Origin of the sequence: Ralstonia sp. AU12-08 (genome assembly GCF_000442475.1) — a bacterium.
GTDB lineage: Bacteria > Pseudomonadota > Gammaproteobacteria > Burkholderiales > Burkholderiaceae > Ralstonia > Ralstonia insidiosa.
Genome location: NZ_ASZV01000047.1, coordinates 371,993 through 394,142 on the forward strand (window position 1 = coordinate 371,993; position 22,150 = coordinate 394,142).

General features: G+C 64.0%; 22 protein-coding genes. 17 read left to right on the top strand and 5 right to left on the bottom strand.

Annotated elements, in window-relative coordinates:
* Positions 1-8: 8 nt before the first annotated feature.
* Complete coding sequence (locus tag C404_RS53910; protein ID WP_021197146.1) at positions 9-917, top strand: LysR family transcriptional regulator; 909 nt, start codon at positions 9-11, stop codon at positions 915-917.
* Positions 918-926: 9 nt separating this feature from the next.
* Here the strand turns inward: C404_RS53910 and C404_RS53915 are convergent, their stop codons facing one another.
* From C404_RS53915 to crgA, 3 genes are read right to left on the bottom strand one after another with little or no spacing between them, the layout of a single operon-like run.
* Positions 927-1,142, bottom strand: a complete 216-nt coding sequence (locus tag C404_RS53915; RefSeq protein ID WP_021197147.1) for a DUF3820 family protein — start codon at positions 1,140-1,142, stop codon at positions 927-929.
* An 18-nt stretch (positions 1,143-1,160) separates the two neighbouring features.
* A complete protein-coding gene (locus tag C404_RS53920; protein ID WP_021197148.1) occupies positions 1,161-1,628 on the bottom strand; it encodes a DUF3995 domain-containing protein in 468 nt (155 codons plus the stop codon).
* A gap of 17 nt (positions 1,629-1,645) precedes the next feature.
* Entirely contained in the window at positions 1,646-2,557 is a 912-nt protein-coding gene (gene crgA / locus C404_RS53925) for a LysR family transcriptional regulator CrgA (RefSeq protein WP_021197149.1), read from the bottom strand.
* A 77-nt stretch (positions 2,558-2,634) separates the two neighbouring features.
* On the opposite strand from crgA, the gene C404_RS53930 reads away from it, so the two are divergent.
* Together C404_RS53930 and C404_RS53935 are read left to right on the top strand one after the other, a co-directional pair.
* A complete protein-coding gene (locus C404_RS53930) occupies positions 2,635-3,270 on the top strand; it encodes a short chain dehydrogenase (protein WP_275043513.1) in 636 nt (211 codons plus the stop codon).
* A gap of 164 nt (positions 3,271-3,434) precedes the next feature.
* Positions 3,435-4,583: an ABC transporter substrate-binding protein gene (locus tag C404_RS53935; RefSeq protein WP_021197151.1), complete on the top strand. Its 1,149-nt coding sequence runs from the start codon at positions 3,435-3,437 to the stop codon at positions 4,581-4,583.
* Between the two features lie 66 nt (positions 4,584-4,649).
* On the opposite strand, the gene C404_RS53940 is transcribed toward C404_RS53935, so the two are convergent.
* Positions 4,650-5,663, bottom strand: coding sequence for an aldo/keto reductase (locus C404_RS53940; RefSeq protein WP_021197152.1), 1,014 nt, complete (start codon positions 5,661-5,663; stop codon positions 4,650-4,652).
* An 86-nt stretch (positions 5,664-5,749) separates the two neighbouring features.
* On the opposite strand from C404_RS53940, the gene C404_RS53945 reads away from it, so the two are divergent.
* The 14 genes from C404_RS53945 (at position 5,750) to C404_RS54015 (ending at position 19,220) form a co-directional block, all read left to right on the top strand.
* Positions 5,750-6,697: a LysR family transcriptional regulator gene (locus C404_RS53945; RefSeq protein WP_021197153.1), complete on the top strand. Its 948-nt coding sequence runs from the start codon at positions 5,750-5,752 to the stop codon at positions 6,695-6,697.
* 172 nt (positions 6,698-6,869) lie between these two features.
* Positions 6,870-8,819, top strand: a complete 1,950-nt coding sequence (gene mnmG / locus C404_RS53950) for a tRNA uridine-5-carboxymethylaminomethyl(34) synthesis enzyme MnmG (RefSeq protein ID WP_021197154.1) — start codon at positions 6,870-6,872, stop codon at positions 8,817-8,819.
* A complete protein-coding gene (gene rsmG, locus C404_RS53955) occupies positions 8,819-9,487 on the top strand; it encodes a 16S rRNA (guanine(527)-N(7))-methyltransferase RsmG (protein WP_021197155.1) in 669 nt (222 codons plus the stop codon). The genes mnmG and rsmG overlap by 1 nt, the downstream gene beginning before the upstream one ends.
* A gap of 21 nt (positions 9,488-9,508) precedes the next feature.
* Positions 9,509-10,294, top strand: coding sequence for a ParA family protein (locus C404_RS53960; protein WP_021197156.1), 786 nt, complete (start codon positions 9,509-9,511; stop codon positions 10,292-10,294).
* Between the two features lie 17 nt (positions 10,295-10,311).
* Positions 10,312-11,223 carry a ParB/RepB/Spo0J family partition protein gene (locus tag C404_RS53965; protein ID WP_031330071.1) on the top strand — a complete coding sequence of 304 codons (912 nt, stop codon included), beginning with the start codon at positions 10,312-10,314 and terminating at the stop codon, positions 11,221-11,223.
* Positions 11,224-11,698: 475 nt separating this feature from the next.
* Complete coding sequence (locus tag C404_RS53975) at positions 11,699-12,127, top strand: ATP synthase subunit I (protein WP_374754729.1); 429 nt, start codon at positions 11,699-11,701, stop codon at positions 12,125-12,127.
* A 224-nt stretch (positions 12,128-12,351) separates the two neighbouring features.
* Positions 12,352-13,233 (top strand): F0F1 ATP synthase subunit A, encoded by an 882-nt coding sequence (atpB, locus tag C404_RS53980; protein ID WP_021197160.1) that lies wholly within the window; start codon positions 12,352-12,354, stop codon positions 13,231-13,233.
* 83 nt (positions 13,234-13,316) lie between these two features.
* Positions 13,317-13,583 carry a F0F1 ATP synthase subunit C gene (atpE, locus tag C404_RS53985; RefSeq protein ID WP_003262709.1) on the top strand — a complete coding sequence of 89 codons (267 nt, stop codon included), beginning with the start codon at positions 13,317-13,319 and terminating at the stop codon, positions 13,581-13,583.
* Between the two features lie 106 nt (positions 13,584-13,689).
* Complete coding sequence (locus C404_RS53990; RefSeq protein ID WP_013210897.1) at positions 13,690-14,160, top strand: F0F1 ATP synthase subunit B; 471 nt, start codon at positions 13,690-13,692, stop codon at positions 14,158-14,160.
* 2 nt (positions 14,161-14,162) lie between these two features.
* Positions 14,163-14,699 (top strand): F0F1 ATP synthase subunit delta, encoded by a 537-nt coding sequence (locus tag C404_RS53995; protein WP_021197161.1) that lies wholly within the window; start codon positions 14,163-14,165, stop codon positions 14,697-14,699.
* Between the two features lie 62 nt (positions 14,700-14,761).
* Positions 14,762-16,303 (top strand): F0F1 ATP synthase subunit alpha, encoded by a 1,542-nt coding sequence (gene atpA / locus C404_RS54000; RefSeq protein WP_021197162.1) that lies wholly within the window; start codon positions 14,762-14,764, stop codon positions 16,301-16,303.
* 77 nt (positions 16,304-16,380) lie between these two features.
* A complete protein-coding gene (atpG, locus tag C404_RS54005; protein ID WP_021197163.1) occupies positions 16,381-17,256 on the top strand; it encodes a F0F1 ATP synthase subunit gamma in 876 nt (291 codons plus the stop codon).
* A 42-nt stretch (positions 17,257-17,298) separates the two neighbouring features.
* Complete coding sequence (atpD, locus tag C404_RS54010; protein ID WP_037012562.1) at positions 17,299-18,702, top strand: F0F1 ATP synthase subunit beta; 1,404 nt, start codon at positions 17,299-17,301, stop codon at positions 18,700-18,702.
* Positions 18,703-18,803: 101 nt separating this feature from the next.
* Positions 18,804-19,220: a F0F1 ATP synthase subunit epsilon gene (locus tag C404_RS54015; RefSeq protein WP_021197165.1), complete on the top strand. Its 417-nt coding sequence runs from the start codon at positions 18,804-18,806 to the stop codon at positions 19,218-19,220.
* A gap of 95 nt (positions 19,221-19,315) precedes the next feature.
* Here the strand turns inward: C404_RS54015 and C404_RS54020 are convergent, their stop codons facing one another.
* Positions 19,316-21,667, bottom strand: a complete 2,352-nt coding sequence (locus tag C404_RS54020; RefSeq protein WP_031330073.1) for a DUF6600 domain-containing protein — start codon at positions 21,665-21,667, stop codon at positions 19,316-19,318.
* Between the last annotated feature and the right edge of the window lie 483 nt (positions 21,668-22,150).

Here is a 22,150-nt window from a genome sequence, read left to right on the forward strand (position 1 = left end):
GAATTTGTATGACTGAATCAGGAGCATTCACCGAGCCGGGCTGGGAGCTGTATCGGACCTTTCTTGCCGTTGTGCGGGAGGGTTCGCTATCAGGCGCGGCGCGCGCGCTGGGGCTGACGCAGCCCACGGCCGGGCGCCATGTCGATGCGCTGGAACAGGCGCTGGGCCTGTCGCTGTTCATCCGTACCCAGCAGGGGCTGAGCCCGACCGAGGCGGCGTTGTCGTTGCGGCCGTTTGCCGAATCCCTGGAGTCGACCAGCGCCGCCTTGCTGCGCGCCGCATCCAGCCAGGGCGAGGGTGTGCGCGGCACCGTGCGCATCACAGCCAGCGAGGTGGTGGCGGTGGAAGTGCTGCCGCCAATCCTCACGGATCTGCATGCTGCGTATCCGGAACTGACGATCGAGCTGGTGCCGTCCAACCGCCTGGAAGACCTGCTGCGCCGCGAGGCCGATATTGCCGTGCGCATGCAGCCACCGACACAGGGCGTGCTGGTTGCGCGGCAACTCGGTGGCATTGAGCTGGGGGCGTTTGCGCACCGGCGTTATCTGGAGCGGCGCGGTGTGCCTGCCACGCTGGGTGATCTCGCCGGTCACACGCTGATCGGCTACGACAAGGAGAACGCCTTCCTGCGCGGCGTGCGTGCGCAGTTACCGTGGATTCAACGCAACCGCTTCGCACTGCGCACCGACAGCGATCTCGCAGCGATTGCCGCGTTGCGCGCGGGTTTCGGTATCGGCTTCTGCCAAGTGGGATTGGCGCAGCGCAACCCGGATCTCGTGCGCCTGTTTGTTGACGAGGTTTCGATCACGCTCGACACGTGGCTCGCCATGCATGAAGACCTGCGCGACAGCCCGCGTTGCCGCGCGGTATTTGATGCGCTGGCAGTGGGGCTGCAACGCTACATCAACGGCGATTGAGGGATCGCGCTATCTGCCCTGACGCAACGGATCGAGCAGGCCTTTCAGGCCGTTGTGATCCAGCTCCTGCATCAGTGCCAGCAAGCGGCCGATCTGCCCCGGTGGAAAGCCCTCGCGCGCGAACCAGTTCAGGTAGTGGCCCGGCAGGTCGGCAATCAGCCGGCCCTTGTATTTGCCGAAGGGCATTTGCGTGGTGACGAGGCGTTGGAGGTCTTCGGGTTGCATGGGCGCTATTGTGCCGTGTCAGCGTGAGGCGGCCGCGACAATCAACACCGCCAACACCACGCACAACGGCGAATACCCCCACGTATCCCGCCGCGCAAACACACTGCCGCGCACCCGCTTGAAGAAGCCGACATAGCGGAAGTCCCCCACCGCACGCAGCACAAAGATGGCGGCGAGCACGAAGGCGCCAACGCGCAGTACCCCTTGCGGAACCGGTGCGGCCAGGATGCCAGCCGCAGCAGCCACCCAGGCTGCCATGGCCAGCAGGATCACCGCGATCAATGCTGTGCCAATCGCGCTCGGCTTGAACACCGGTGCGGCACCCACCGACGGCAGTGCCGCTTGCTTGCCAGCGGAGCCTCCTGCTGCCCAGTACAGATGTGTCAAACCGAGGAAGGCGAGCACTGCGCAAGCGATACGACCAGCAACGAGGGCGAGGAACATGATGGTGGCGCAGAGGAGGATGGCCTGAGTGTAGTCAGCCATGTCGTTTGCTGCGACGGCTACGGTGTCGCACCCTGGGCCGGCACACGCGCGGCTACGTGCTCCAGCAGATGCGCCACAAAACTGGAGAGTTTCGGCAACGGCCGTCGATCCTGCCGGTACACGATGTGTATCGGCCGAGGCTCCGGCGCATAGGCTTGCAGCACGCGCACCAGCCGGCCGTTCGCCAGGTCTTCGGCCACCAGCACTTCCGGTTGCAGCAGCAGGCCGGCCCCCGCAATCGCTGCCATGCGCAGGCCGTGGCCGTCATTGCACGTGAAGGCCGGATCGTCGCGCCAGGGCGTGTCGCCTTCCCACCCGCGCAACTGCCACGCATTGCGGTTGTTCCACACCATGTGCGAGAGGCAGCGATGCTGTGTCAGGTCCGCGGGCGTTTCGGGTCGCCCATGCCGCGCCAGGTAATCCGGCGATGCGCAGATGACCATCCGATACACGCACAGCGGCTTGGCCACCAGATCGGCATCGCCCAGCGCGCCGATACGGATGGCGAGGTCGAACCCTTCGTCGACGAGGTCGACCATGCTGTTGCTCAGGTTCAGTTCCACACGCACGTGCGGATGCGCCTGCTGGAACGTCGCAGCCAACGGAGCGATGACGCATGCGCCGAAGGTGGTCGGTGCGCTCACGCGCAGCGTGCCCGAGGGCGACGCGCGTAGCCGCTCGACGGAGGTCTCCGCCCAGCGGACTTGCTCCAGCACGCGCTTGGCGTCTTCGTAGAACACGCGGCCGGCATCGGTCAGGCTCTGACGGCGCGTGCTGCGCTGGAGCAGGCGTGCGCCGAGCCGCGTCTCCAGCTCCTGCACGTACTTGCCGACCATCACCGCCGACATCTCCAGCCGCGCTGCTGCCTCGGTGAAGTTGCCGCCTTCCACCACGGCGATGAAGGTTTCCATGCTGCGCAGCTTGTCCATATTCCGAACTGTTGATTAGGAATGGTCGAAGTTACCACGACTTTATCACATGCAGGGTTCGGCCAAGAATAGGCGTCATTCCAACCGAATCAGCAAAGGAGCACAGCATGAAGATCATCGTCATTGGCGCCAGCGGTACCTTGGGCCGCGCCGTAGTGGCCGAACTGGAGCAGGGTGGGTCGCACGAAATCATCCGCGTGGGCCGTACGCAGGGCGACCACCAGGTCGACATCACCAACGCCGATAGCGTGGCCGCGCTGTTCGACAAAGTTGGCCGTGTGGACGCCATCGTCTCCACCGCCGGCAATCTGTTCTTCGGGCCGCTGACCGAGATGTCGGCGGCGGATTTCAACATCGGCCTGCAGGACAAGCTGCTCGGCCAAGTGCGCCTGGCGCTGGTCGGTCAGCACTACCTGAACGATGGTGGATCGATCACGCTCACCACCGGCATCGTCGGCCAGGAGCCGATTGCCCAGGGCGCCAACGCGACGGCAGTGAACTCCGCGATCGAAGGCTTTGTGCGCGCCGCTGCGTGCGAGCTGCCGCGCGGCATCCGCATCAATGCGGTGAGCCCGACGGTGCTGACCGAATCGATGGGTGCCTACGGGCCGTTCTTCCCCGGTTTCGAACCGGTGCCGGCTGCGCGTGCAGCACTGGCCTACCGGCGCAGCATTGAGGGCGTACAGAGCGGGCGGGTGTATCGGGTCGGCTGAGTCGGTGCAGATCGTGAACACGTTAAGGACAAGGGAATCTCCCCCTTGCCCGCGCGGCGTGACTCCTTCTAGACTCCTTCATCCCCGACCCATCGGTCGGTGAATTCCCAGATTCCCAGATCAAGGGCGGGCACAGAACCCGCCCGCACACTTCAGGAGACGGCATGAAGGTTTCGCGCGCCACCCGCATTGCACTCGCTGCCACGGCACTGTTGGCGGGTACAGCATTCGCCCAGGTCAAGGTCGGCATCACGGTGTCGGCCACCGGGCCGGCGGCTTCGCTGGGGATTCCCGAGAAGAACACGGTAGCGCTGCTGCCCAAGGAAATCGCGGGCAAGAAGATCGAGTACATCGTCCTCGACGATGCGTCTGACACGACCACCGCCGTTAAGAACACGCGCAAGCTCATCACCGAAGACAAGGTCGACCTGGTCATCGGCTCGACCGTCACGCCCAACTCGCTGGCAATGGTGGACCTGGTGGGCGAGAGCGAAACGCCGATGATCACGCTGGCCGCCTCCGCACGCATCATCGAGCCGATGGACGCCAAGCGCGCGTGGGTGTTCAAGACGCCGCAGAACGATTCGCATATGGCGACCGCCATTGCCGAGCACATGGCCAACCACGGCGTGAAGACGGTCGCCTTGATCGGTTTTGCCGATGCCTATGGCGATTCGTGGGCGCAGGAGTTCGACAAGGTGGCGGGGCTGCGCAAGCTGAAGGTCGTGGCCAATGAGCGCTTTGCACGTACCGATACGTCGGTGACGGGGCAGGTGCTGAAGATCATGTCGGCCAATCCGGATGCGGTGCTGATCGCAGGCTCGGGTACGCCGGCCGCGCTGCCGGAGCGCGCGCTCAAGGAGCGGGGCTACAAGGGCAAGCTGTACCAGACGCACGGGGTCGCGAATGCTGACTTCCTGCGCGTCTGCGGCAAGGACTGCGAGGGCACGTTCCTGCCGGCCGGCCCGATCCTGGTGGCGGAGCAACTGCCGGATAGCAACCCGGTGAAGAAGCCGGCGCTGGCGTACAAGACGGCGTACGAGAAAGCATACGGTGGTCAGGTCTCGACCTTCGGCGGCCATATGTGGGATGCGGGGTTGCTGCTGGCGAACGCGATGCCCGAAGCGCTGAAGAAGGGGCAGCCGGGTACGCCAGCATTCCGCAAGGGGCTGCGCGATGCGATGGAGGCGACGACCAATCTGGCGATCTCGCACGGCGTGATGAATATGAATGCCAAGGATCACCTGGGGTTGGATCAGCGCTCGCGGGTGATGGTCGAGATCAAGGACGGCAAGTGGAAGCTGCAGAACTGACGACGTAGCAGCCTCATCGCCCCACGCAAAACGCACGGTTCGCGCCGTGCGTTTTGCTTTTGGCGCTCAAGCGTTGACCAGGCTTTGCGGTACTGGCGATGCCGTCGTCTCGGGCAGTGCGGCCTGAATTTCGGCGAGATCCGCGTCAGTCAGCTTTAGGTCCGCCGCGCCGAGCAGGCCATCGAGCTGATCTGGTCGTCGCACCCCGACGATGGCGCCGGTCACCACCGGGTTGCGCAGCGTCCACGCGATGGCGACATCGGCAGGCGTTCGTCCATGCCGTGCACCCACGCTACGCAGCACTTCTACCAGCGCCAGATTGTGTGTCAGGTTGGGCTCCTGAAACTCCGGGCTGCGCTGCGCGCGCCAGTCGTTGGCCGGCAGGCTGGCAATACGCTCGCGTGTCATGCGCCCTGACAGCAGCCCCGATTGCAGCGGCGAATAGACGATGTTGCCGATGCCATGCGCCGCCGTGTAGGGCAGGATGGATGCCTCGATGCCGCGCATCAGCAGCGAGTAGGGCGGCTGCAGCGCGGCAATCGACGCGACAGACTGCGCGCGCGCCATCTGCGCTGCATCGAAGTTCGACACGCCGATCTGCCGGATCTTGCCCGCGCGGCGCGCCTGTTCCAAGGCGGCGATGGCCGCTTCGATCGATTGCTCCGGCGCACCCGGCGGAAAGGCGGGCCAGTGGATCTGGTACAGGTCGATCGTTTCCACGTTCAACCGACGCAGGCTGTCATCGATCTCGCGCGCGAGCGACGCCGGATCGAGCGAATGCGAAATCCGCCCTTGTGCGTCCCACAACAGAGAGCCCTTGGTGAACACGTACGGCCGCCGGCTGGCCGGCAGTTCGCTGAGCGCTTGGCCGACTACGGTTTCGGCGTGACCCAGTCCGTAGGCGGCGGCGGTGTCGATCCAGTTGATGCCGGCGTCCACCGCAGCGGCGATCGCGGCAATGGAGTCGCGGTCGTCCTGTGCGCCCCAACCGTATTCCCAGTTGCCACCACCCGAAGCCCAGGTACCGAAGCCGAGTGGGGAGATGTACAGGTCGGATTGACCGAGTTGTCGTGTCTGCATGGCGATGTCCTTGTCAGGTCAGGGAGAGGAGTCGCCAGTCTAGGCAGCATGATCGCGCCGATTAAGTGGATAGAATCGGATGCACTATGAAGACAGAATTCACAATCGATCCGGACCTGCTGCCTGCGCTCGATGCATTGCGGCGCGTGGCCGAGGCGGGGAGTTTCACGCACGCAGCGGCGGCGCTGGAGGTCTCCACCTCTGCGTTGTCGCAGACGATCCGGCGGCTGGAATCTGCGCTCGGCGCGCAACTGCTGGCGCGTACGACACGGCAGGTGAGCGCGACCGAAGCGGGGGAGGCCTTGCTCGCTGTCGCGCGGCCAAGTCTCGACGCGCTGTACGGCGCGATGGCGGAAGTGGGCGAGCGTGCGACGGAGCCGCGCGGTACGTTGCGCGTGACGGCTTCACGCGTGGCGTATCAGGCGGTGCTGCAGCCGGTACTTGGCGATTTCCTCTCGCGTTATCCGCGCATCGAGCTGGAGGTGTCGGTGGACGATGGTTTGTCGGCCATCGTCGCAGACCGCTTTGACGTCGGCATCCGCTTTGGTGAGCGGGTCGAGCGCGACATGGTGGGCGTGCCGATCGGCCCGGCGCGGCGCATCGCGGTGGTGGGTTGCCCAGCGTATCTGCAAGCCTACGGCACCCCCGATTCGCCGGACGCACTGCGCGGGCATCGCTGCATCCGCTACCGCTTTCCGAGCAGTGGCGCGTTATACGACTGGGAGTTTGTCGAGCCCGAGCAGGGCGGCGCCAATCAGTCGGTCGACGTGACGGGCGGCTTCATCGCGAATGATGTGTTGGCGATGGTCGAGGCGGCGAGGCAGGGCGTTGGCCTAGCGCACGTGCTGGAAGACCTCGTCGCCGAGGACGTGGCGGCCGGGCGCTTGGTCCGGGTGCTTGAGGCGTGGTGTCCGCCGATGTATCGCTTTCATCTCTATTTCCCCCGCACGCCACAGATGCCGGGCAAGCTGCGGGTCTTCATCGATTTCCTGCGCGCTCGGTCGGGCAGCAAGGGCGGTGAGTCAACCGAGTGATGTGTTTCACGTGAAACACAAACGCTGCGAAACAAGCGATGCATGTTCCACGTGAAACATGAAATGCGGCTGAATTTCGTCTCGATTGCCGCATCGTCGAACAGCGGGGTAGCTGCGCGACTTATAATTCCGCTTCTCCAAATTTCTGATGCCTCCATGCGAGGAGGAAGCCATGCTGTATCCAATTGAATTCGATGTGATCGTGGTGGGCGGCGGACACGCCGGCACCGAGGCCGCCCTGGCGGCGGCGCGCATGGGTTGCCAGACCCTGCTGCTGACGCACAACATCGAGACGCTGGGGCAGATGAGCTGCAACCCGTCCATCGGGGGCATTGGCAAGGGGCATCTGGTCAAGGAAGTGGATGCGCTGGGCGGTGCCATGGCCATTGCCACGGACGAGGGCGGGATCCAGTTCCGCATCCTCAACTCCAGCAAGGGGCCGGCCGTCCGCGCGACCCGCGCCCAGGCGGATCGTGTGCTGTACAAGGCCGCCATCCGCCATCGCCTGGAGAACCAGCCGAACCTGATGCTGTTCCAGCAGGCCGTCGAAGACCTGTTGGTGGAAGGCGATCGCGTGGTCGGCGCGGTGACGCAGGTGGGCGTGCAGTTCCGCGCACGTGCCGTGGTACTGACGGCGGGGACGTTCCTCGACGGCAAGATCCACGTGGGCCTGAATAACTACACCGGTGGCCGTGCGGGTGACCCGGCGGCGGTGTCGCTGTCGGCGCGCTTGAAGGAATTGAAGCTGCCGCAGGGCCGTTTGAAGACCGGTACGCCGCCTCGGATCGACGGCCGGACCATCGATTTCTCGGTGCTGGAAGAGCAGCCGGGCGACCTCGATCCGGTGCCGGTGTTCTCGTTCATGGGCCGTGCGGACATGCATCCGCGCCAAGTACCGTGCTGGGTCACGCACACCAACGAGCGCACGCACGACATCATCCGCGCCGGGCTGGACCGCTCGCCGATGTACACGGGCGTGATCGAAGGGGTGGGGCCGCGCTACTGCCCCAGCATCGAAGACAAGATCCACCGCTTCGCCAGCAAGGACAGCCACCAGATTTTCCTGGAGCCGGAAGGCCTGGCGACCAACGAGTTCTACCCGAACGGCGTGTCGACCAGCCTGCCGTTTGACGTGCAGCTGGACCTGATCCACTCGATGCGCGGCCTGGAAAATGCGCACATCCTGCGCCCCGGTTACGCCATCGAATATGACTACTTCGACCCACGCGGGCTGAAGGCTTCGCTGGAATCGAAGGCGATTTCCGGTCTGTTCTTCGCCGGCCAGATCAACGGGACGACCGGCTACGAAGAAGCGGCCGCCCAAGGCCTGCTCGCCGGTATCAACGCCGGCCTGCAAGTGCAGGGTAAGGATGCCTGGACGCCGCGCCGTGACCAGGCTTACCTGGGCGTGCTCGTCGACGACCTCATCACCCGAGGCGTGACCGAGCCGTACCGCATGTTCACCAGCCGCGCCGAATTCCGCCTGAGCCTGCGTGAAGACAACGCCGACATGCGCCTGACCGAAGTCGGCCGCCAGCTTGGCGTGGTCGATGATGCCCGCTGGGATGCGTTCAACCGCAAGCGCGACGCTGTTTCACGTGAAACAGAACGCCTGAAGTCGACCTGGGTGAATCCGGCCACGCTACCGCTAGCCGATGCCGAGCCGGTGCTAGGGAAGGGCATCGAGCGCGAATATGCGCTGGCCGATCTGCTGCGCCGCCCGAACGTGACGTATGAATCGCTGATGGGCATGCAGGGCGGCAAGTACGCGCCCGAGGGTCCGTTTGCCGAAGATCCGCTGCTGGCCGAGCAAATCCGCGAGCAGGTTGAGATCGGCATCAAGTACCACGGCTATATCGCCCGCCAGGCCGACGAAGTCGAGCGCCTGGGCGCCAACGAGAACACCCGTCTGCCTGCGGATTTCGATTATTCGCAGGTGCGTGGCCTGTCGATCGAAGTGCAGCAGAAGCTGGCTAAGCACAAGCCCGAGACCATCGGGCAGGCGTCGCGTATCTCCGGCATCACGCCGGCAGCGGTGTCGCTGCTGCTGGTGCATCTGAAGAAGGGCGTGCTGCGCGGCCAAGTTGGCCCCCGCGCCGGCGCAGAAGGCGAGGCCGCTTGATGGCGAATGCACTGACTGATGCCCGATCGGAACTGGAAGCGGGTGCCCGTGCGCTCGGCCTGTCACTGGACGAAGCTCAAGTGGATCGCCTGCTGGCGTACCAGGGGCTGCTTGCCAAGTGGAACCGCGTCTACAACCTGACCGCTATCCGCGATGCGGGTGAGATGCTCACGCATCACCTGCTGGATTCGCTCTCGGCCGTGTCGCGCATTGCCGAGTTGGCGCGCCGCGCGCAGCCTGATGCACCACGCGTGCTGGATGTTGGTTCCGGTGGCGGCTTGCCTGGCATTCCGCTGGCCATCGCCTACCCGGATGTGGGCGTCACGATGGTCGACATCGTGCAAAAGAAAACCGCGTTCCTGACGCAATGCCGCGCCGAGCTTGGTCTGACCAACGCCCAGTCGCACTGGGGTCACGTCGAAAAACTGGCCGATACCACCGGCTACGGCGTCATCACTTCGCGCGCGTTTGCCGAGCTGGTCGATTTCGTGAATCTCGCCGGCCACCTGCTGGCGCCGGGCGGCCGCATGGTCGCCATGAAGGGCGTGCGCCCGGACACCGAAATCGAACGCTTGCCCGCCGGCTGGACCGTCGAATCCATCGAACGCTTGACCGTGCCGGGGCTGCCGGCCGAGCGTCATCTGGTCATTCTTGCGCCGTCGGCGTGAGTCATTCACCGCAGAGGAGTCATGTCGAATATTTTCGTGATCGCCAACCAGAAGGGTGGGGTCGGCAAGACCACCACCACGGTGAACCTCGCCGCCGGCCTGGTCGCGCAAGGGCAGCGCGTGCTGCTGGTCGATTTGGACCCGCAGGGCAACGCCTCGATGGGCTCGGGCATCGACAAGCACACGCTGGAATTCAGCGTGTATCAGGTGCTCGTCGGCTTGGCGACGATTCCGCAGGCGCGTCAGCGCTCGGAAGCCGGTCGCTACGATGTGCTGCCCGCCAACCGTGACTTGGCCGGTGCTGAAGTCGAACTGGTCGACCTGGAGCATCGCGAAAACCGCCTCAAGCTCGCATTGGCTGAGGTCGATGCCGACTACGACTTCGTCCTGATCGATTGCCCGCCGTCGCTGTCGCTGCTTACGCTCAACGGCCTGTGCGCCGCGCACGGTGTGGTGGTGCCGATGCAGTGTGAGTACTTCGCGCTCGAAGGGCTGTCGGATCTGGTCAACACCATCAAGCAGGTGCACGCCAACCTGAACCGTGATCTGAAGGTGATCGGCCTGTTGCGTGTGATGTTCGACCCGCGCGTGACGCTGCAGCAGCAGGTGTCGGCGCAGCTCGAGTCGCACTTTGGCGACAAGGTCTTCAAGACGCTGATCCCGCGCAACGTGCGCCTGGCCGAGGCACCGTCGTATGGCATGCCGGGCGTGGCGTTCGACCCTGCGTCGAAGGGCGCCAAGGCCTACCTGGATTTCGGCGCCGAGATGATCGCGCGCGTGCGGCAGATGGCCGACACGCCGGCCTGATGCGGTAAGAGGACAACATGAGCACGATGAAGAAAAAGGGACTGGGCCGCGGCCTCGAGGCGCTGCTGGGCAGTCCCGCCGAGATTGTCGAGACCGCCAAGCAGGAGGGCGCGCCGACGGTGCTGAAGCTCGACCAGATGCAGCCCGGCAAGTACCAGCCGCGTACGCGCATGGACGAAGGTGCGCTGCAGGAGTTGGCCGCGAGCATTCGCGCGCAAGGCCTGATGCAGCCGATCCTGGTGCGCAAGATCGCGTCCGACGGCCCGCAACCCAAGTACGAAATCATTGCGGGTGAACGCCGCTTCCGCGCCTCGCGCTTGGCCGGTCTGACCGAAGTGCCGGTGCTCGTGAAGGACGTGCCGGACGAATCGGCCGCCGCCATGGCGCTCATCGAGAACATCCAGCGCGAAGACCTCAACCCGCTGGAAGAAGCGCAGGGCATTGCGCGCCTGGTGCGTGAATTCCAGTTCACGCACGAGCAGGCGGCAGAATCGGTGGGCCGCTCGCGCAGCGCGGTATCGAACCTATTGCGCCTGTTGAATCTCGCCCAGCCTGTGCAGACGATGTTGATGGCCGGCGACATCGACATGGGCCACGCCCGTGCGCTGCTGGCAGTCGACAGTGCGACACAAATCCTGTTGGCCAACCAGATCGTCAACAAGCGCCTGTCAGTGCGCGAGACGGAAAAGCTGGTGGCGTTGACGCTCAAGCCGTTCGAGCTGAAGTCGCTCAAGCAGAAGGGCGCACATCAAGGGGGGCGCGATGTCGCTCGCCTGGAAGAAGAACTGGCGGACCAACTGGGCTTGGGCGTACAGATCAAGCTGGCGGCCAAGGGCCGTGGCCAGTTGACCGTGCAGTTCAGCAGCCTCGACGAGTTTGACGGTTTGCTGGCGCGCCTGCGTCCGGACGGCGGCGAAGAGGCTGCCTGAGTTGTATTGCTGCGACAGTTTGACGCAGTTGGCGTAACCCGCGCCGCTGCGTCATTTGCGGGCATCCGCCGGCACCGAATCAGTGCGATTACCTCGCACGTCATCGACGCTGTGCGCGGGCAATACCATCATGGAATCACCGGGGCACCGCTCCATCAGGCGGATTCGGTGCCCTGGCAGCAGCACATCATTGCGTAGGGAGCGTGGAACGCAGTCGCTCCGAGTGCTGTCGAAGGCGCCCGCACGACCGTTCGCTTGCGCGTTGACTGGTGAACGCCATGTCCCGTAAAATCGTGCGGTTTTAAATCCGCCTGACCCAAAGCGGTGCGGCATGACGAAAGCGCATTCTTCCATGCAGCCAGCTGACCGGCAACGGCCCGATTCTTACGCTTCGTTGGAAGCCGCCCGACCTGAGTCGGCGCAGTATCCGAAGCACGATGATTGGGACGACGATGCCGGGAAGGCGGAGCCGCCAGTGCATGTGCTCTCACATGACGAAGCGGTTGCCATGTTCGGCGAGCAGGCCCTGCGGGCTTCGCGTATCACGCCTTTCTCCATCGTGCTCGGCCAGGTGGCCATCACACTGTTGTGTGCGCTCGGATGGTATGTGGGTAGCTGGTTTGCGGGCACAGGCGCTGCGTCGGCAGGCCAAGCTGCGTTGTCGGCCCTGTTGGGTGGCGGTGTGTGCGTGGTGCCTTCGGCATGGTTCGCGATGCGACTGTCGACGGCCAAGGGGTTCGAGTCCATCGCCCGTCTGGTGGTGGGTGAGGCGATCAAGGTGCTCGGCACGGTCGCACTGCTGGTGATCGTGGTGGTGGTGTTCAAGGGGCTGCACTGGCCGCCTTTGCTGATCACCCTGATCCTGGCACTCAAGATGTACTGGGTCGGTCTCGCATTGCGATGATGGACCTTTAGCCTGCAGCATGGCGGCAGGCGCACGGGATGTGTCGGAACACCGCAGGAACTGGCGGCAGGAGAGGCCCCGGTTCATTGCGCTGACACTCCGCAAGAATAAGGTGGCGCGTTCAAGCCGCGTGCAGTCCGCGATCTCCAGGGAAACCTGTTGAGCATCGGGCGCGAGCTGGAACGGATCACGAAGAATGTTTCGCAATATTGGACTGAATCATCATGGCAACTGAAGTCGCAGAAGCCGCCGGCCACGCCGCCGAGCACGCTCTCACGCCTTCCGCGTATATCGCGGAGCATTTGCAGAATTTCAATAGCATCGGTGGCAAGCAGGCGTCCGTCGTCGACTTCACCGTCATCAACTGGGACACGATGTTCTGGTCCGTGTTGATGGGCCTGATCGGCATCATCTTCCTGGGCATGGCCGCGCGCCGTGTCACCTCTGGCGTTCCCGGTCGTTTTCAAGCCTTCGTTGAGCTGGTTGTCGAGATGGTCGACGACCAGGCCAAGGGCATCATCCACGGCGATCGCTCCTGGATCGCTCCGCTGGCCCTGATGGTTTTCGTCTGGGTCACGCTGATGAACGCGGTCGACTTGATCCCGGTGGATTGGGTGACGGGCGTCAATCATCTTCTGGGCACTTTCGGCCTGCACGTGCCGCACCATCGCGCAGTGGCCACGGCTGATCTGAACGGCACCTTCGGCATGTCGTTCGCTGTGCTGATCCTGATGATCTACTACAGCTTCAAGATCAAGGGTGCGGGCGGCTTCGCGCACGAGCTGCTGTCCGCTCCGTTCGGCGCCAAGTGGTACCTCGCGCCGTTCAACCTGGTCCTCAACATCATTGAATTCCTCGCCAAGGCTGTGTCGCTGGGCATGCGGTTGTTCGGCAACATGTACGCAGGCGAGCTGGTGTTCCTGTTGATCGCGCTGCTTGGCTCGGTCTGGACGTTCGGTGCTGACACGTCGGCACTGGGTTTCGTGGGTCACGTGGTGGCGGGTGCAGTGTGGGCGATCTTCCACATCCTGATCGTGCTGCTGCAAGCCTTCATTTTCATGATGCTGACGCTGGTGTACATCGGCCAGGCACATGAACACCACTAAGTAGTTGCGGTTCAGGTTCTCCGGTTCCGTTTGATTTTTCCAAGTTCTCAAGTTCTTAGTCTTTCACGTAAAAGGGAGTCATCATGCAAGCATTTCTCGCCAACATCCAAGGTCTGACCGCCATCGGTATCGGCATCATCATCGGCCTGGGTGCTATCGGCGCCTGCCTCGGCATCGCACTGATGGGCGGCAAGTACATCGAAGCCTGCGCACGTCAGCCTGAGCTGATGAACCCGCTGCAAACCAAGATGTTCCTGCTGGCTGGCCTGATCGACGCGGCATTCCTGATCGGCGTTGGTGTGGCCATGCTGTTCGCGTTCGCCAACCCGCTGCTGTCGGTCATCAAGTAATTCTTTTCGGTCTGCATGATGCCGGAGGCGGCTTGGGTGAACGCTCTGCGTGTCCCTCGCCGCTTCGTGCATTGATCCGTAGTCTCAATACCGAAAGGAACACACCATGAACCTGAACGCCACACTCGTTGCGCAGATGGTCGTGTTCTTCATCCTGTGGTGGGTTGTTGCCAAGTTCATTTGGCCGCCCCTGGTGAAGGCGCTCGACGAACGCGCAAAGAAAATTGCCGATGGCCTGGCCGCTGCCGATAAGGGCAAGGCTGAGCTGGAGCTGGCCAACAAGCGGGTCGAGCAGGCACTGACCGAAGCGCGCAATGAAGGCGCGCAGCGCATCGCGGACGCTGAAAAGCGTGCCCAGATGAGCGCCGACGAGATCAAGCAAAACGCCCAAGCTGAAGCTGCACGCATCATCGCGCAAGCCAAGGCCGAAGCCGAGCAGCAAACCGTGCGCGCGCGTGAATCGCTGCGTGACCAGGTTGCCACGCTGGCTGTGAAGGGTGCCGAGCAGATCCTCAAGCGTGAAGTCAATGCGCAGGTGCACTCTGATCTGCTCAATCAACTCAAGGCTGAGCTGTAATCATGGCAGAACTCGCAACCGTTGCCCGTCCGTACGCAGAGGCGCTGTTTCGCGTAGCGAAGGCCGGCAATCTGGGTGCATGGTCTGAGCTCGTGTCGGAAATGGGGCAAGTCGCCGCCGTGCCCGACATGAAGGCAATCGCCGATGATCCGAAGCTCTCCAAAGCCGATGTGGCGGGGATCTTCCTGTCGGCGTTGAAATCTCCGGTATCGCATGAGGCGAAGGAACTGGTTGGCCTGCTGGTGGCCAACAAGCGCCTGTCGCTGCTGCCGGAAATTGCCGCGCAATTCCATGTGCTGCGGAATGCCAGCGAAGGCGCCGCCGACGTCGAGATCACCAGTGCGTTCCCGCTTGAGGGCGCGCCCCTGACCGAACTGGTCGCCACGCTCGAACACAAGTTCGGCAAGAAGCTGCAGGCTCACGTAAGTGTCGATCCTTCGTTGATCGGCGGCGTGCGTGTGCAGATTGGCGACGAAGTGCTCGACACCTCGGTGCGCGCGCGCCTGACGCAGATGCAGTCTGCGCTGACCGCCGCGTAATGCTGTTCCGCGAGGCGCCGATGAGATTGCCCGCGGACAGATTGAAGAATTAGGAGCATTCGATGCAACTGAACCCCTCCGAGATCAGCGACCTGATCAAGACCCGTATCGAGGGCTTGAAGGCTGGCGCTGACGCAAAGAACACCGGCACGGTCATCTCCGTGACGGACGGTATCTGCCGCATTCATGGCCTGTCGGGCGTGATGCAAGGCGAAATGCTGGAATTCCCGGGCAACACGTTCGGCCTCGCGCTGAACCTCGAGCGCGACTCCGTCGGCGCCGTGATCCTGGGTGAGTACGAGCACATTTCCGAAGGCCAGGAAGTCAAGTGCACGGGCCGCATTCTGGAAGTGCCGGTTGGTCCGGAACTGCTGGGCCGCGTGGTCAACGCACTGGGCCAGCCGATCGACGGCAAGGGCCCGATCAACGCCAAGAAGACGGACGTGATCGAGAAGGTCGCTCCGGGCGTGATCGCACGTCAGTCGGTGAGCCAGCCGGTGCAGACCGGTCTGAAGTCGATCGACGCGATGGTGCCGATCGGCCGTGGCCAGCGTGAGCTGATCATTGGCGACCGCCAGACCGGCAAGACCGCCGTGGCCGTCGATGCCATCATCAACCAGAAGGGCAAGGGCATCTTCTGCGTGTACGTGGCAATCGGCCAGAAGGCTTCGACGATCGCCAACGTGGTGCGCAAGCTCGAAGAGCACGGCGCGCTGGAATACACGATCGTGGTGGCGGCTGCCGCTTCGGATTCCGCTGCGATGCAGTACCTGTCGGCCTACGCCGGCTGCACGATGGGCGAATACTTCCGCGACCGTGGTGAAGACGCTCTGATCGTGTATGACGATCTGACCAAGCAAGCTTGGGCCTACCGTCAGGTTTCGCTGCTGCTGCGCCGTCCGCCTGGCCGTGAAGCCTACCCGGGCGACGTGTTCTACCTGCACTCGCGCCTGCTGGAGCGTGCTGCCCGTGTGAACGCTGACCACATCGAAAAGATCACCAACGGTGAAGTCAAGGGCAAGACCGGTTCGCTGACCGCACTGCCCGTGATCGAAACGCAGGCCGGCGACGTGTCCGCGTTTGTGCCGACCAACGTGATCTCGATTACCGACGGCCAGATCTTCCTGGAAACCGACCTGTTCAACGCAGGTGTGCGCCCCGCTATCAACGCCGGTATCTCGGTGTCGCGTGTGGGTGGTGCCGCTCAGACCAAGGTCATCAAGAAGCTGTCCGGCGGTATCCGTACCGACTTGGCCCAGTACCGTGAACTGGCTGCGTTCGCGCAGTTCGCTTCCGACCTGGACGAAGCGACCCGCAAGCAGCTCGAGCGCGGCCGCCGCGTGACCGAACTGCTCAAGCAGCCGCAATACCAGCCGCTGCAAGTGTGGCAGCTGGCCGCGTCGCTGTACGCAGCCAACAACGGCTTCCTCGACAACGTGGACGTGAAGGACATCCTGGCTTTCGAAAAGGGCCTGCACGACACGCTGAAGACGAAGTACGCCGATCTCATCAACCGCATCGAAGATACGAAGGATCTGTCGAAGGACGATGAGGCCGCCCTGCGTGCCGCGATCGAGGATTTCAAGAAGTCCGCCGCGTTCTAACCGCGTCATTCCCGGAACTGGCCACACGAGGTTGAGAAATTCGGCCTGCGTGGCCAGGACTGAACGGAGAGGAAGAAATGGCCGGAACAAAAGAAATCCGCACCAAGATCAAGAGCGTGCAAAACACGCGCAAGATCACCAAGGCGATGGAAATGGTCGCCGCATCCAAGATGCGCAAGGCGCAGGAACGGATGCGTGCTGCCCGCCCGTACGCTGAGAAGATCCGCAACGTGGCTGCGCACATGGCGTTGGCCAATCCGGAGTACAAGCACCCGTTCATGGTGGAGCGCGACATCAAGCGTGCCGGCCTGATCGTGGTGACGACGGACAAGGGCCTGTGCGGTGGCTTGAACACCAACGTGCTGCGCGCCGTCACCAACCAGCTGCGCGAGCAGCAGGGCAAGGGCATTGAGACGCAGGCCACGGCCATCGGTACCAAGGGTATGCAGTTCCTCGGCCGTATTGGCGCGAAGGTCGTCTCGAACGTCGTGCACCTGGGTGACACGCCGCATCTGGAAAAGCTGATCGGCGCGATCAAGGTTCAGCTCGATGCGTTCACTGCTGGTGAGATCGATGCTGTGTACCTTGCGTACACCCGCTTCATCAACACGATGAAGCAGGAGCCGGTGGTTGAGCAGCTGCTGCCGCTCACGGCCGACAAGCTGACGCAGACCGACGCCGAGAAGCAAGCCTACTCGTGGGACTACATCTACGAGCCGGACGCACAAACGGTGGTCGACGAGCTGCTGATCCGCTACGTCGAGGCGCTGGTGTACCAAGCGGTGGCCGAGAACATGGCCTCCGAGCAATCGGCCCGGATGGTGGCGATGAAGGCGGCTTCGGACAACGCGAAGAACGTGATCGGCGAACTGCAACTGGTCTACAACAAGACCCGTCAGGCAGCGATCACGAAGGAACTGTCCGAAATCGTCAGCGGCGCGGCAGCGGTCTGACGCCCACGGCAAAGCATTAAGTTATTGGAGATACACATGAGTATCGCAAACGGAAATATCGTGCAGTGCATCGGCGCCGTGGTGGACATTCAGTTCCCGCGTGACGCGATGCCGAAGGTTTACGACGCGCTGGTGCTGGATGACAGCAACGAAGCCTCGTTCGCCGAGAAGGGCCTGACCTTCGAAGTGCAACAACAGCTAGGCGACGGCGTGGTGCGTACCATTGCACTGGGTTCGTCCGACGGTCTGCGCCGCGGCATGCGCGTGGCCACCACCGGCGCGCCGATCTCGGTGCCGGTCGGTCACGGCACGCTGGGCCGCATCATGGACGTGCTGGGTCGTCCGATCGATGAAGCCGGCCCGATCGCCTGCGACGAAAAGCGCGCGATTCACCAGAAGGCCCCGAAGTTCGACGAACTGTCGCCGTCGGTGGACCTGCTGGAAACCGGCATCAAGGTGATCGACTTGGTCTGCCCGTTCGCCAAGGGCGGTAAGGTGGGTCTGTTCGGTGGCGCCGGCGTCGGCAAGACCGTGAACATGATGGAGCTGATCAACAACATCGCCAAGCAGCACTCGGGCTTGTCGGTGTTTGCTGGCGTGGGCGAGCGTACCCGTGAGGGCAACGACTTCTACCACGAAATGAAGGACTCCAACGTGCTCGACAAGGTGGCCATGGTGTTCGGCCAGATGAACGAGCCGCCGGGCAACCGTCTGCGCGTGGCGCTGACCGGCCTGACGATGGCCGAGCGCTTCCGCGACGAAGGCCGTGACATCCTGTTCTTCGTCGACAACATCTACCGCTACACGCTGGCCGGTACCGAAGTGTCGGCACTGCTGGGCCGTATGCCTTCCGCCGTGGGCTATCAGCCGACGCTGGCTGAAGAAATGGGCAAGCTGCAGGAACGTATTACGTCGACCAAGACCGGCTCGATCACGTCGATCCAGGCCGTGTACGTGCCTGCCGATGACTTGACCGACCCGTCGCCGGCTACGACCTTCCTGCACCTGGACTCGACCGTCGTGCTGTCGCGTGACATCGCTGCACTGGGTATCTACCCCGCAGTGGATCCGCTCGACTCGACCTCGCGCCAGCTCGACCCGCAAGTCGTGGGCCAAGAGCACTACGAAGTGGCCGACCGCGTGAAGAAGACGCTGCAGCGCTACAAGGAACTGCGCGACATCATCGCGATTCTGGGCATGGACGAACTGTCGCCTGAAGACAAGCTGGCTGTGGGCCGCGCCCGTAAGATCCAGCGTTTCCTGTCGCAGCCGTTCCACGTGGCAGAAGTGTTCACGGGTTCGCCGGGCAAGTACGTGCCGCTGAAGGAAACCATCCGCGGCTTCAAGATGCTGGTGGACGGCGAGTGCGATCACCTGCCGGAACAGGCGTTCTACATGGTCGGCTCGATCGACGAAGCCTTCGAGAAGGCCAAGAAGCTCCAGTAAGAGCGATGTCTGGCCCGGTGCGCGCATGTACGTGTAACGCTGGGCCAGTACTGGCTTTCTGACATTCTCGGAGAGCCGCTTTTCTGAGCAAAGGAATCGAGATGGCAACCATTCATGTAGACGTCGTCAGCGCTGAGCACGAGATCTTCTCCGGCAATGCCAAGTTTGTGGCACTGCCGGGTGAGGCTGGTGAGCTGGGCATTCTGCCCGGCCACACGCCGCTGATCACGCGCATCAAGCCGGGCGCCGTGCGCATCGAGAAGGAAGATGGCGGCGAAGAGTTCGTGTTCGTTGCCGGTGGCATTCTCGAAGTGCAGCCGAAGAAGGTGACCGTGCTGGCCGATACCGCAATCCGCGGTCACGACCTGGACGAAGCCAAGGCGAACGAAGCCAAGCGTGCGGCCGAAGAGGCGCTGCAGAACCAAAGCAGCGACATCGATCTGGCTCGTGCCCAAGGTGAACTGGCCGTGGCCGCTGCGCAGTTGGCAGCGATCGCGCGACTGCGTCGCAAGCGCTGAACGCCGGTGATTGCCGATCTGCCTGGCAGGTCGGTATGACCCAAGAAAAAGCAGCCCAAACGGGCTGCTTTTTTGTTGCCTGTCGCTACTGCTGCTTAGCGGTGGTCCTCTTCACGGTGCTGCTCGTTGTGGCCGCCGCCTTGGCCTTGTGGGTGAGGCTGCTGTGCGGGCGCGGCTTCATGATGCTCGACGTGCGGCGGTTGAGGTTGCGGCTGGGGCTGCGGACGCGGCGACTCCGGACGCGGTTCGGGCCGAGGCAGCGGTTGCGACGGGTGAATTTCCACCGGACGCGGCGGCTGTGCCGATGGGCGCGGCGCTTCGAAGTGCTGCTCAGGCTGACGCGGCTCAGGACGCGGTTGTGCTTGCGGCTCTGAGCGCGGGCGTTCCTGCGGAGCGGGTGCGGTCGGCCGGATGACTTCAGCGGGGCGCGGTTGTGGCTGTTGCGCCTGCACCGGACGATGCTCCTCGCCGCGTACGCCTTCCTGCGACTGCGGACGTGACGTCATCCCGGCGGGCGACTGCGGGGGCAGTGCGGTCTTGGGCAAGACGGCGCGCTCCTCACCACGACGTTGCTCCTGCGGGGGCTGTGCACCGGGTTGTTGTCCAGGGCGCGTGGTCGTGCCCGGCGCCGTGAAGGCTTGCTGCGCAGGCGGCTGCGCACCATGCGGGGCTTGTGCATTCCCCGGCATCGGCTCGTTGTTGGCACCGCGCGGGCCATTGGGTTCGTTGCCTGGGCGCGGCGCACCTTCACCATGCGGCATGTTGGCCGGTGTGGCGCGCGTGAGGCGCAGACCAGCCGCCTGCGCACCCACCGGCATCGGTTGAGCGCCGGCATTGGCGGGGCCACGTACCGGTGCGATGTGCGCGGGGGCATTGCCGCCCGTCCACACCGGGCCGGCGCCGGCCAACGTGCCGCCTTGGGCGTGGAAGCGCTCGGCCAATGCATCGTGCCCACCCGCCAGCGCCTGCGGTGCGCGCACCGCAATGGCTTGCCGCGAGAACACCTGTGCCGGCGGCAACGGGTGCGCGCCATTGGCGGCCGCCGCGCCCACCAGGCTGGCCTTCACCGGAGCCAGCGCCGGCGTCGACACGATCTGCGCATGCGCGAGTTGCGCGCGCATCTGCTCGGGGCGCAGTGTCGTCATCGCCGGGCCGACCGGTTGGCCGCTCACGAATGTCTTGGCGGGTATGGCCGTCAGCGCGGCGGGGTTGTTGGCGTTGACATACGTGACCCGGTTCACGTTGGTGATGTTGGTCACGTTGTTGTTGATGATGGTCTTGTTGACCGTGACGTTGTTCACCACCACCGTCTTGTTGATGTTGGTGACGTAGGTGGGGCTGGCGGCATACACGGGGCGATACGCCTCGCCTGGCGCCAGCGGGAACCACGCGACGCCCGGTGAGCCGATCGAGATGTTGATGCCCCAGCTCACACCGCCGCCACCGCCGCCGCCCACAAAACCGACCAGCGCCGGCGCATACACCGGACGCGGTACCACCGGCCCTGGAACCCAGCACCACGTCGCGCCCACATAGGCCCAGCGGCCATAGTGGAACGGCGCGAAACCCCACGGCTGATCGTCGACCCAGGTCCAGCCCCACGGTGCGACCCATGCCCAGTGGCCCGTGCGATACGGCGCCCAGCCGGTTGGCACCGCGCTCGGCACCCATACGGCGCCGTAGCCGTCTTCCTCGCGCCATGAGCCGTAGCCGTCCAGGGCTTCGTAGCCGGTCATTTCGCGGCCGACGTAACGGGCCGAGATGGAAGCATCTTCACGCGCGTCGCGCGACTCGGCCCAGCGATCGAAGCCATCGCGGCCGGGGTTGTCCATGCCACCGGCCTCGGCCAGGTCCGTGCCGCCAAAGCGGATCTGCTGGCCCGCGCCCAGCGGGGTCGAACGATCGTCGCCGTAGGCCGTGCCCTGACCGTGCCAGACAGTGACGGTGGTGCTGGAACCATCGGGGGCCACGTCGAGGCGGTACTCACCCGGCGCCTGAGGTGTGAAGGCGAGGTTCGGCGTATCAATCTCGATGGTCTGATCGGGCGGCAACGCCCGCACGCGTACCGACAAGGCGCCCTGCATCAGCTTGACTTGCGTATTGCGATCATCCAGGTCGACCAGCGTGGCGCCGGTGTTTTGCCCCAGGCGCAGCGCGGTGGAGCCGACGTGCAGTTCGCTGCGGCTGCCTTGGTCGGACCAGAGTCGGTCGCCGGTCGTGAATGGGCGGTTGAGGGTGGCGCCGGCCCAGTCGTCGGAGCCTGCAGGCGCAAAGCTCACCGCACCCGAAAAGTCAGACAGCCGCGCAACGCGCGACGCCGGATCAGCGGCCAGCGCCGCGCGCGACCCACAGACCAGCAGCACCGCGGCAATACCCACGGCGCGCAACACGTGCGGCAGCCGCACACCGGAGAGAGGGAGAGAACGGCGGGATGGAGTGGTGGACATGATGAGCCCTCGTTTTTGTGGCGGCACGTGCCGCGTGGATGTCTCCATTTAACGCAGCAGGCGGCGAAGGGTCGACCTGGCTTTGTAAGGGCGTGTATCGGGGGGGGTGACCCTGCGGCGGCACGGACCGTGCTCACCCGTGAGGGGGTGCTTACGCAAAGTGCGCAGGCAAAAAAAAGCGCGCGGGCCGGGGAGCACCGCGCGGACGGGAAATCCCTTCGAGGGGTCAATTCGAAAGGAAGGGGTAACCTCGCAGCGCAACCGTGTCTGGTGTGCGCCGCATTGCTGGGAAGAGAACCCGGCTGGCGCACAACAATTGGACACAAAGACGTCGCGTGCCGAGGCATTGTGGGCGACGAGGGGGCCACAAGGCGTAACAAAATGTGTCGGATTGCAATCGAATGCAAGTGCTGTAAGAACCCGCCTGGCGTGGTGCAACAAGCGCTGGAAAGCACGTTCTGGGGAACGTCTGCTGCACCTGCA

Excerpts from the sequence above, each read along its gene's own strand:
- C404_RS53995 (WP_021197161.1), top strand. The coding sequence starts at position 14,163 with ATGGCAGAACTCGCAACCGTTGCCCGTCCGTACGCAGAGGCGCTGTTT.
- C404_RS53910 (WP_021197146.1), top strand. The coding sequence starts at position 9 with ATGACTGAATCAGGAGCATTCACCGAGCCGGGCTGGGAGCTGTATCGG.
- C404_RS53965 (WP_031330071.1), top strand. The coding sequence starts at position 10,312 with ATGAGCACGATGAAGAAAAAGGGACTGGGCCGCGGCCTCGAGGCGCTG.
- atpA (WP_021197162.1), top strand. The coding sequence starts at position 14,762 with ATGCAACTGAACCCCTCCGAGATCAGCGACCTGATCAAGACCCGTATC.
- C404_RS53935 (WP_021197151.1), top strand. The coding sequence starts at position 3,435 with ATGAAGGTTTCGCGCGCCACCCGCATTGCACTCGCTGCCACGGCACTG.
- atpB (WP_021197160.1), top strand. The coding sequence starts at position 12,352 with ATGGCAACTGAAGTCGCAGAAGCCGCCGGCCACGCCGCCGAGCACGCT.
- atpE (WP_003262709.1), top strand. The coding sequence starts at position 13,317 with ATGCAAGCATTTCTCGCCAACATCCAAGGTCTGACCGCCATCGGTATC.
- mnmG (WP_021197154.1), top strand. The coding sequence starts at position 6,870 with ATGCTGTATCCAATTGAATTCGATGTGATCGTGGTGGGCGGCGGACAC.
- C404_RS53945 (WP_021197153.1), top strand. The coding sequence starts at position 5,750 with ATGAAGACAGAATTCACAATCGATCCGGACCTGCTGCCTGCGCTCGAT.
- C404_RS53920 (WP_021197148.1), bottom strand. The coding sequence starts at position 1,628 with ATGGCTGACTACACTCAGGCCATCCTCCTCTGCGCCACCATCATGTTC.
- rsmG (WP_021197155.1), top strand. The coding sequence starts at position 8,819 with ATGGCGAATGCACTGACTGATGCCCGATCGGAACTGGAAGCGGGTGCC.
- C404_RS53940 (WP_021197152.1), bottom strand. The coding sequence starts at position 5,663 with ATGCAGACACGACAACTCGGTCAATCCGACCTGTACATCTCCCCACTC.
- C404_RS53960 (WP_021197156.1), top strand. The coding sequence starts at position 9,509 with ATGTCGAATATTTTCGTGATCGCCAACCAGAAGGGTGGGGTCGGCAAG.
- C404_RS54020 (WP_031330073.1), bottom strand. The coding sequence starts at position 21,667 with ATGTCCACCACTCCATCCCGCCGTTCTCTCCCTCTCTCCGGTGTGCGG.
- C404_RS53915 (WP_021197147.1), bottom strand. The coding sequence starts at position 1,142 with ATGCAACCCGAAGACCTCCAACGCCTCGTCACCACGCAAATGCCCTTC.
- C404_RS54015 (WP_021197165.1), top strand. The coding sequence starts at position 18,804 with ATGGCAACCATTCATGTAGACGTCGTCAGCGCTGAGCACGAGATCTTC.
- crgA (WP_021197149.1), bottom strand. The coding sequence starts at position 2,557 with ATGGACAAGCTGCGCAGCATGGAAACCTTCATCGCCGTGGTGGAAGGC.
- C404_RS53990 (WP_013210897.1), top strand. The coding sequence starts at position 13,690 with ATGAACCTGAACGCCACACTCGTTGCGCAGATGGTCGTGTTCTTCATC.
- atpG (WP_021197163.1), top strand. The coding sequence starts at position 16,381 with ATGGCCGGAACAAAAGAAATCCGCACCAAGATCAAGAGCGTGCAAAAC.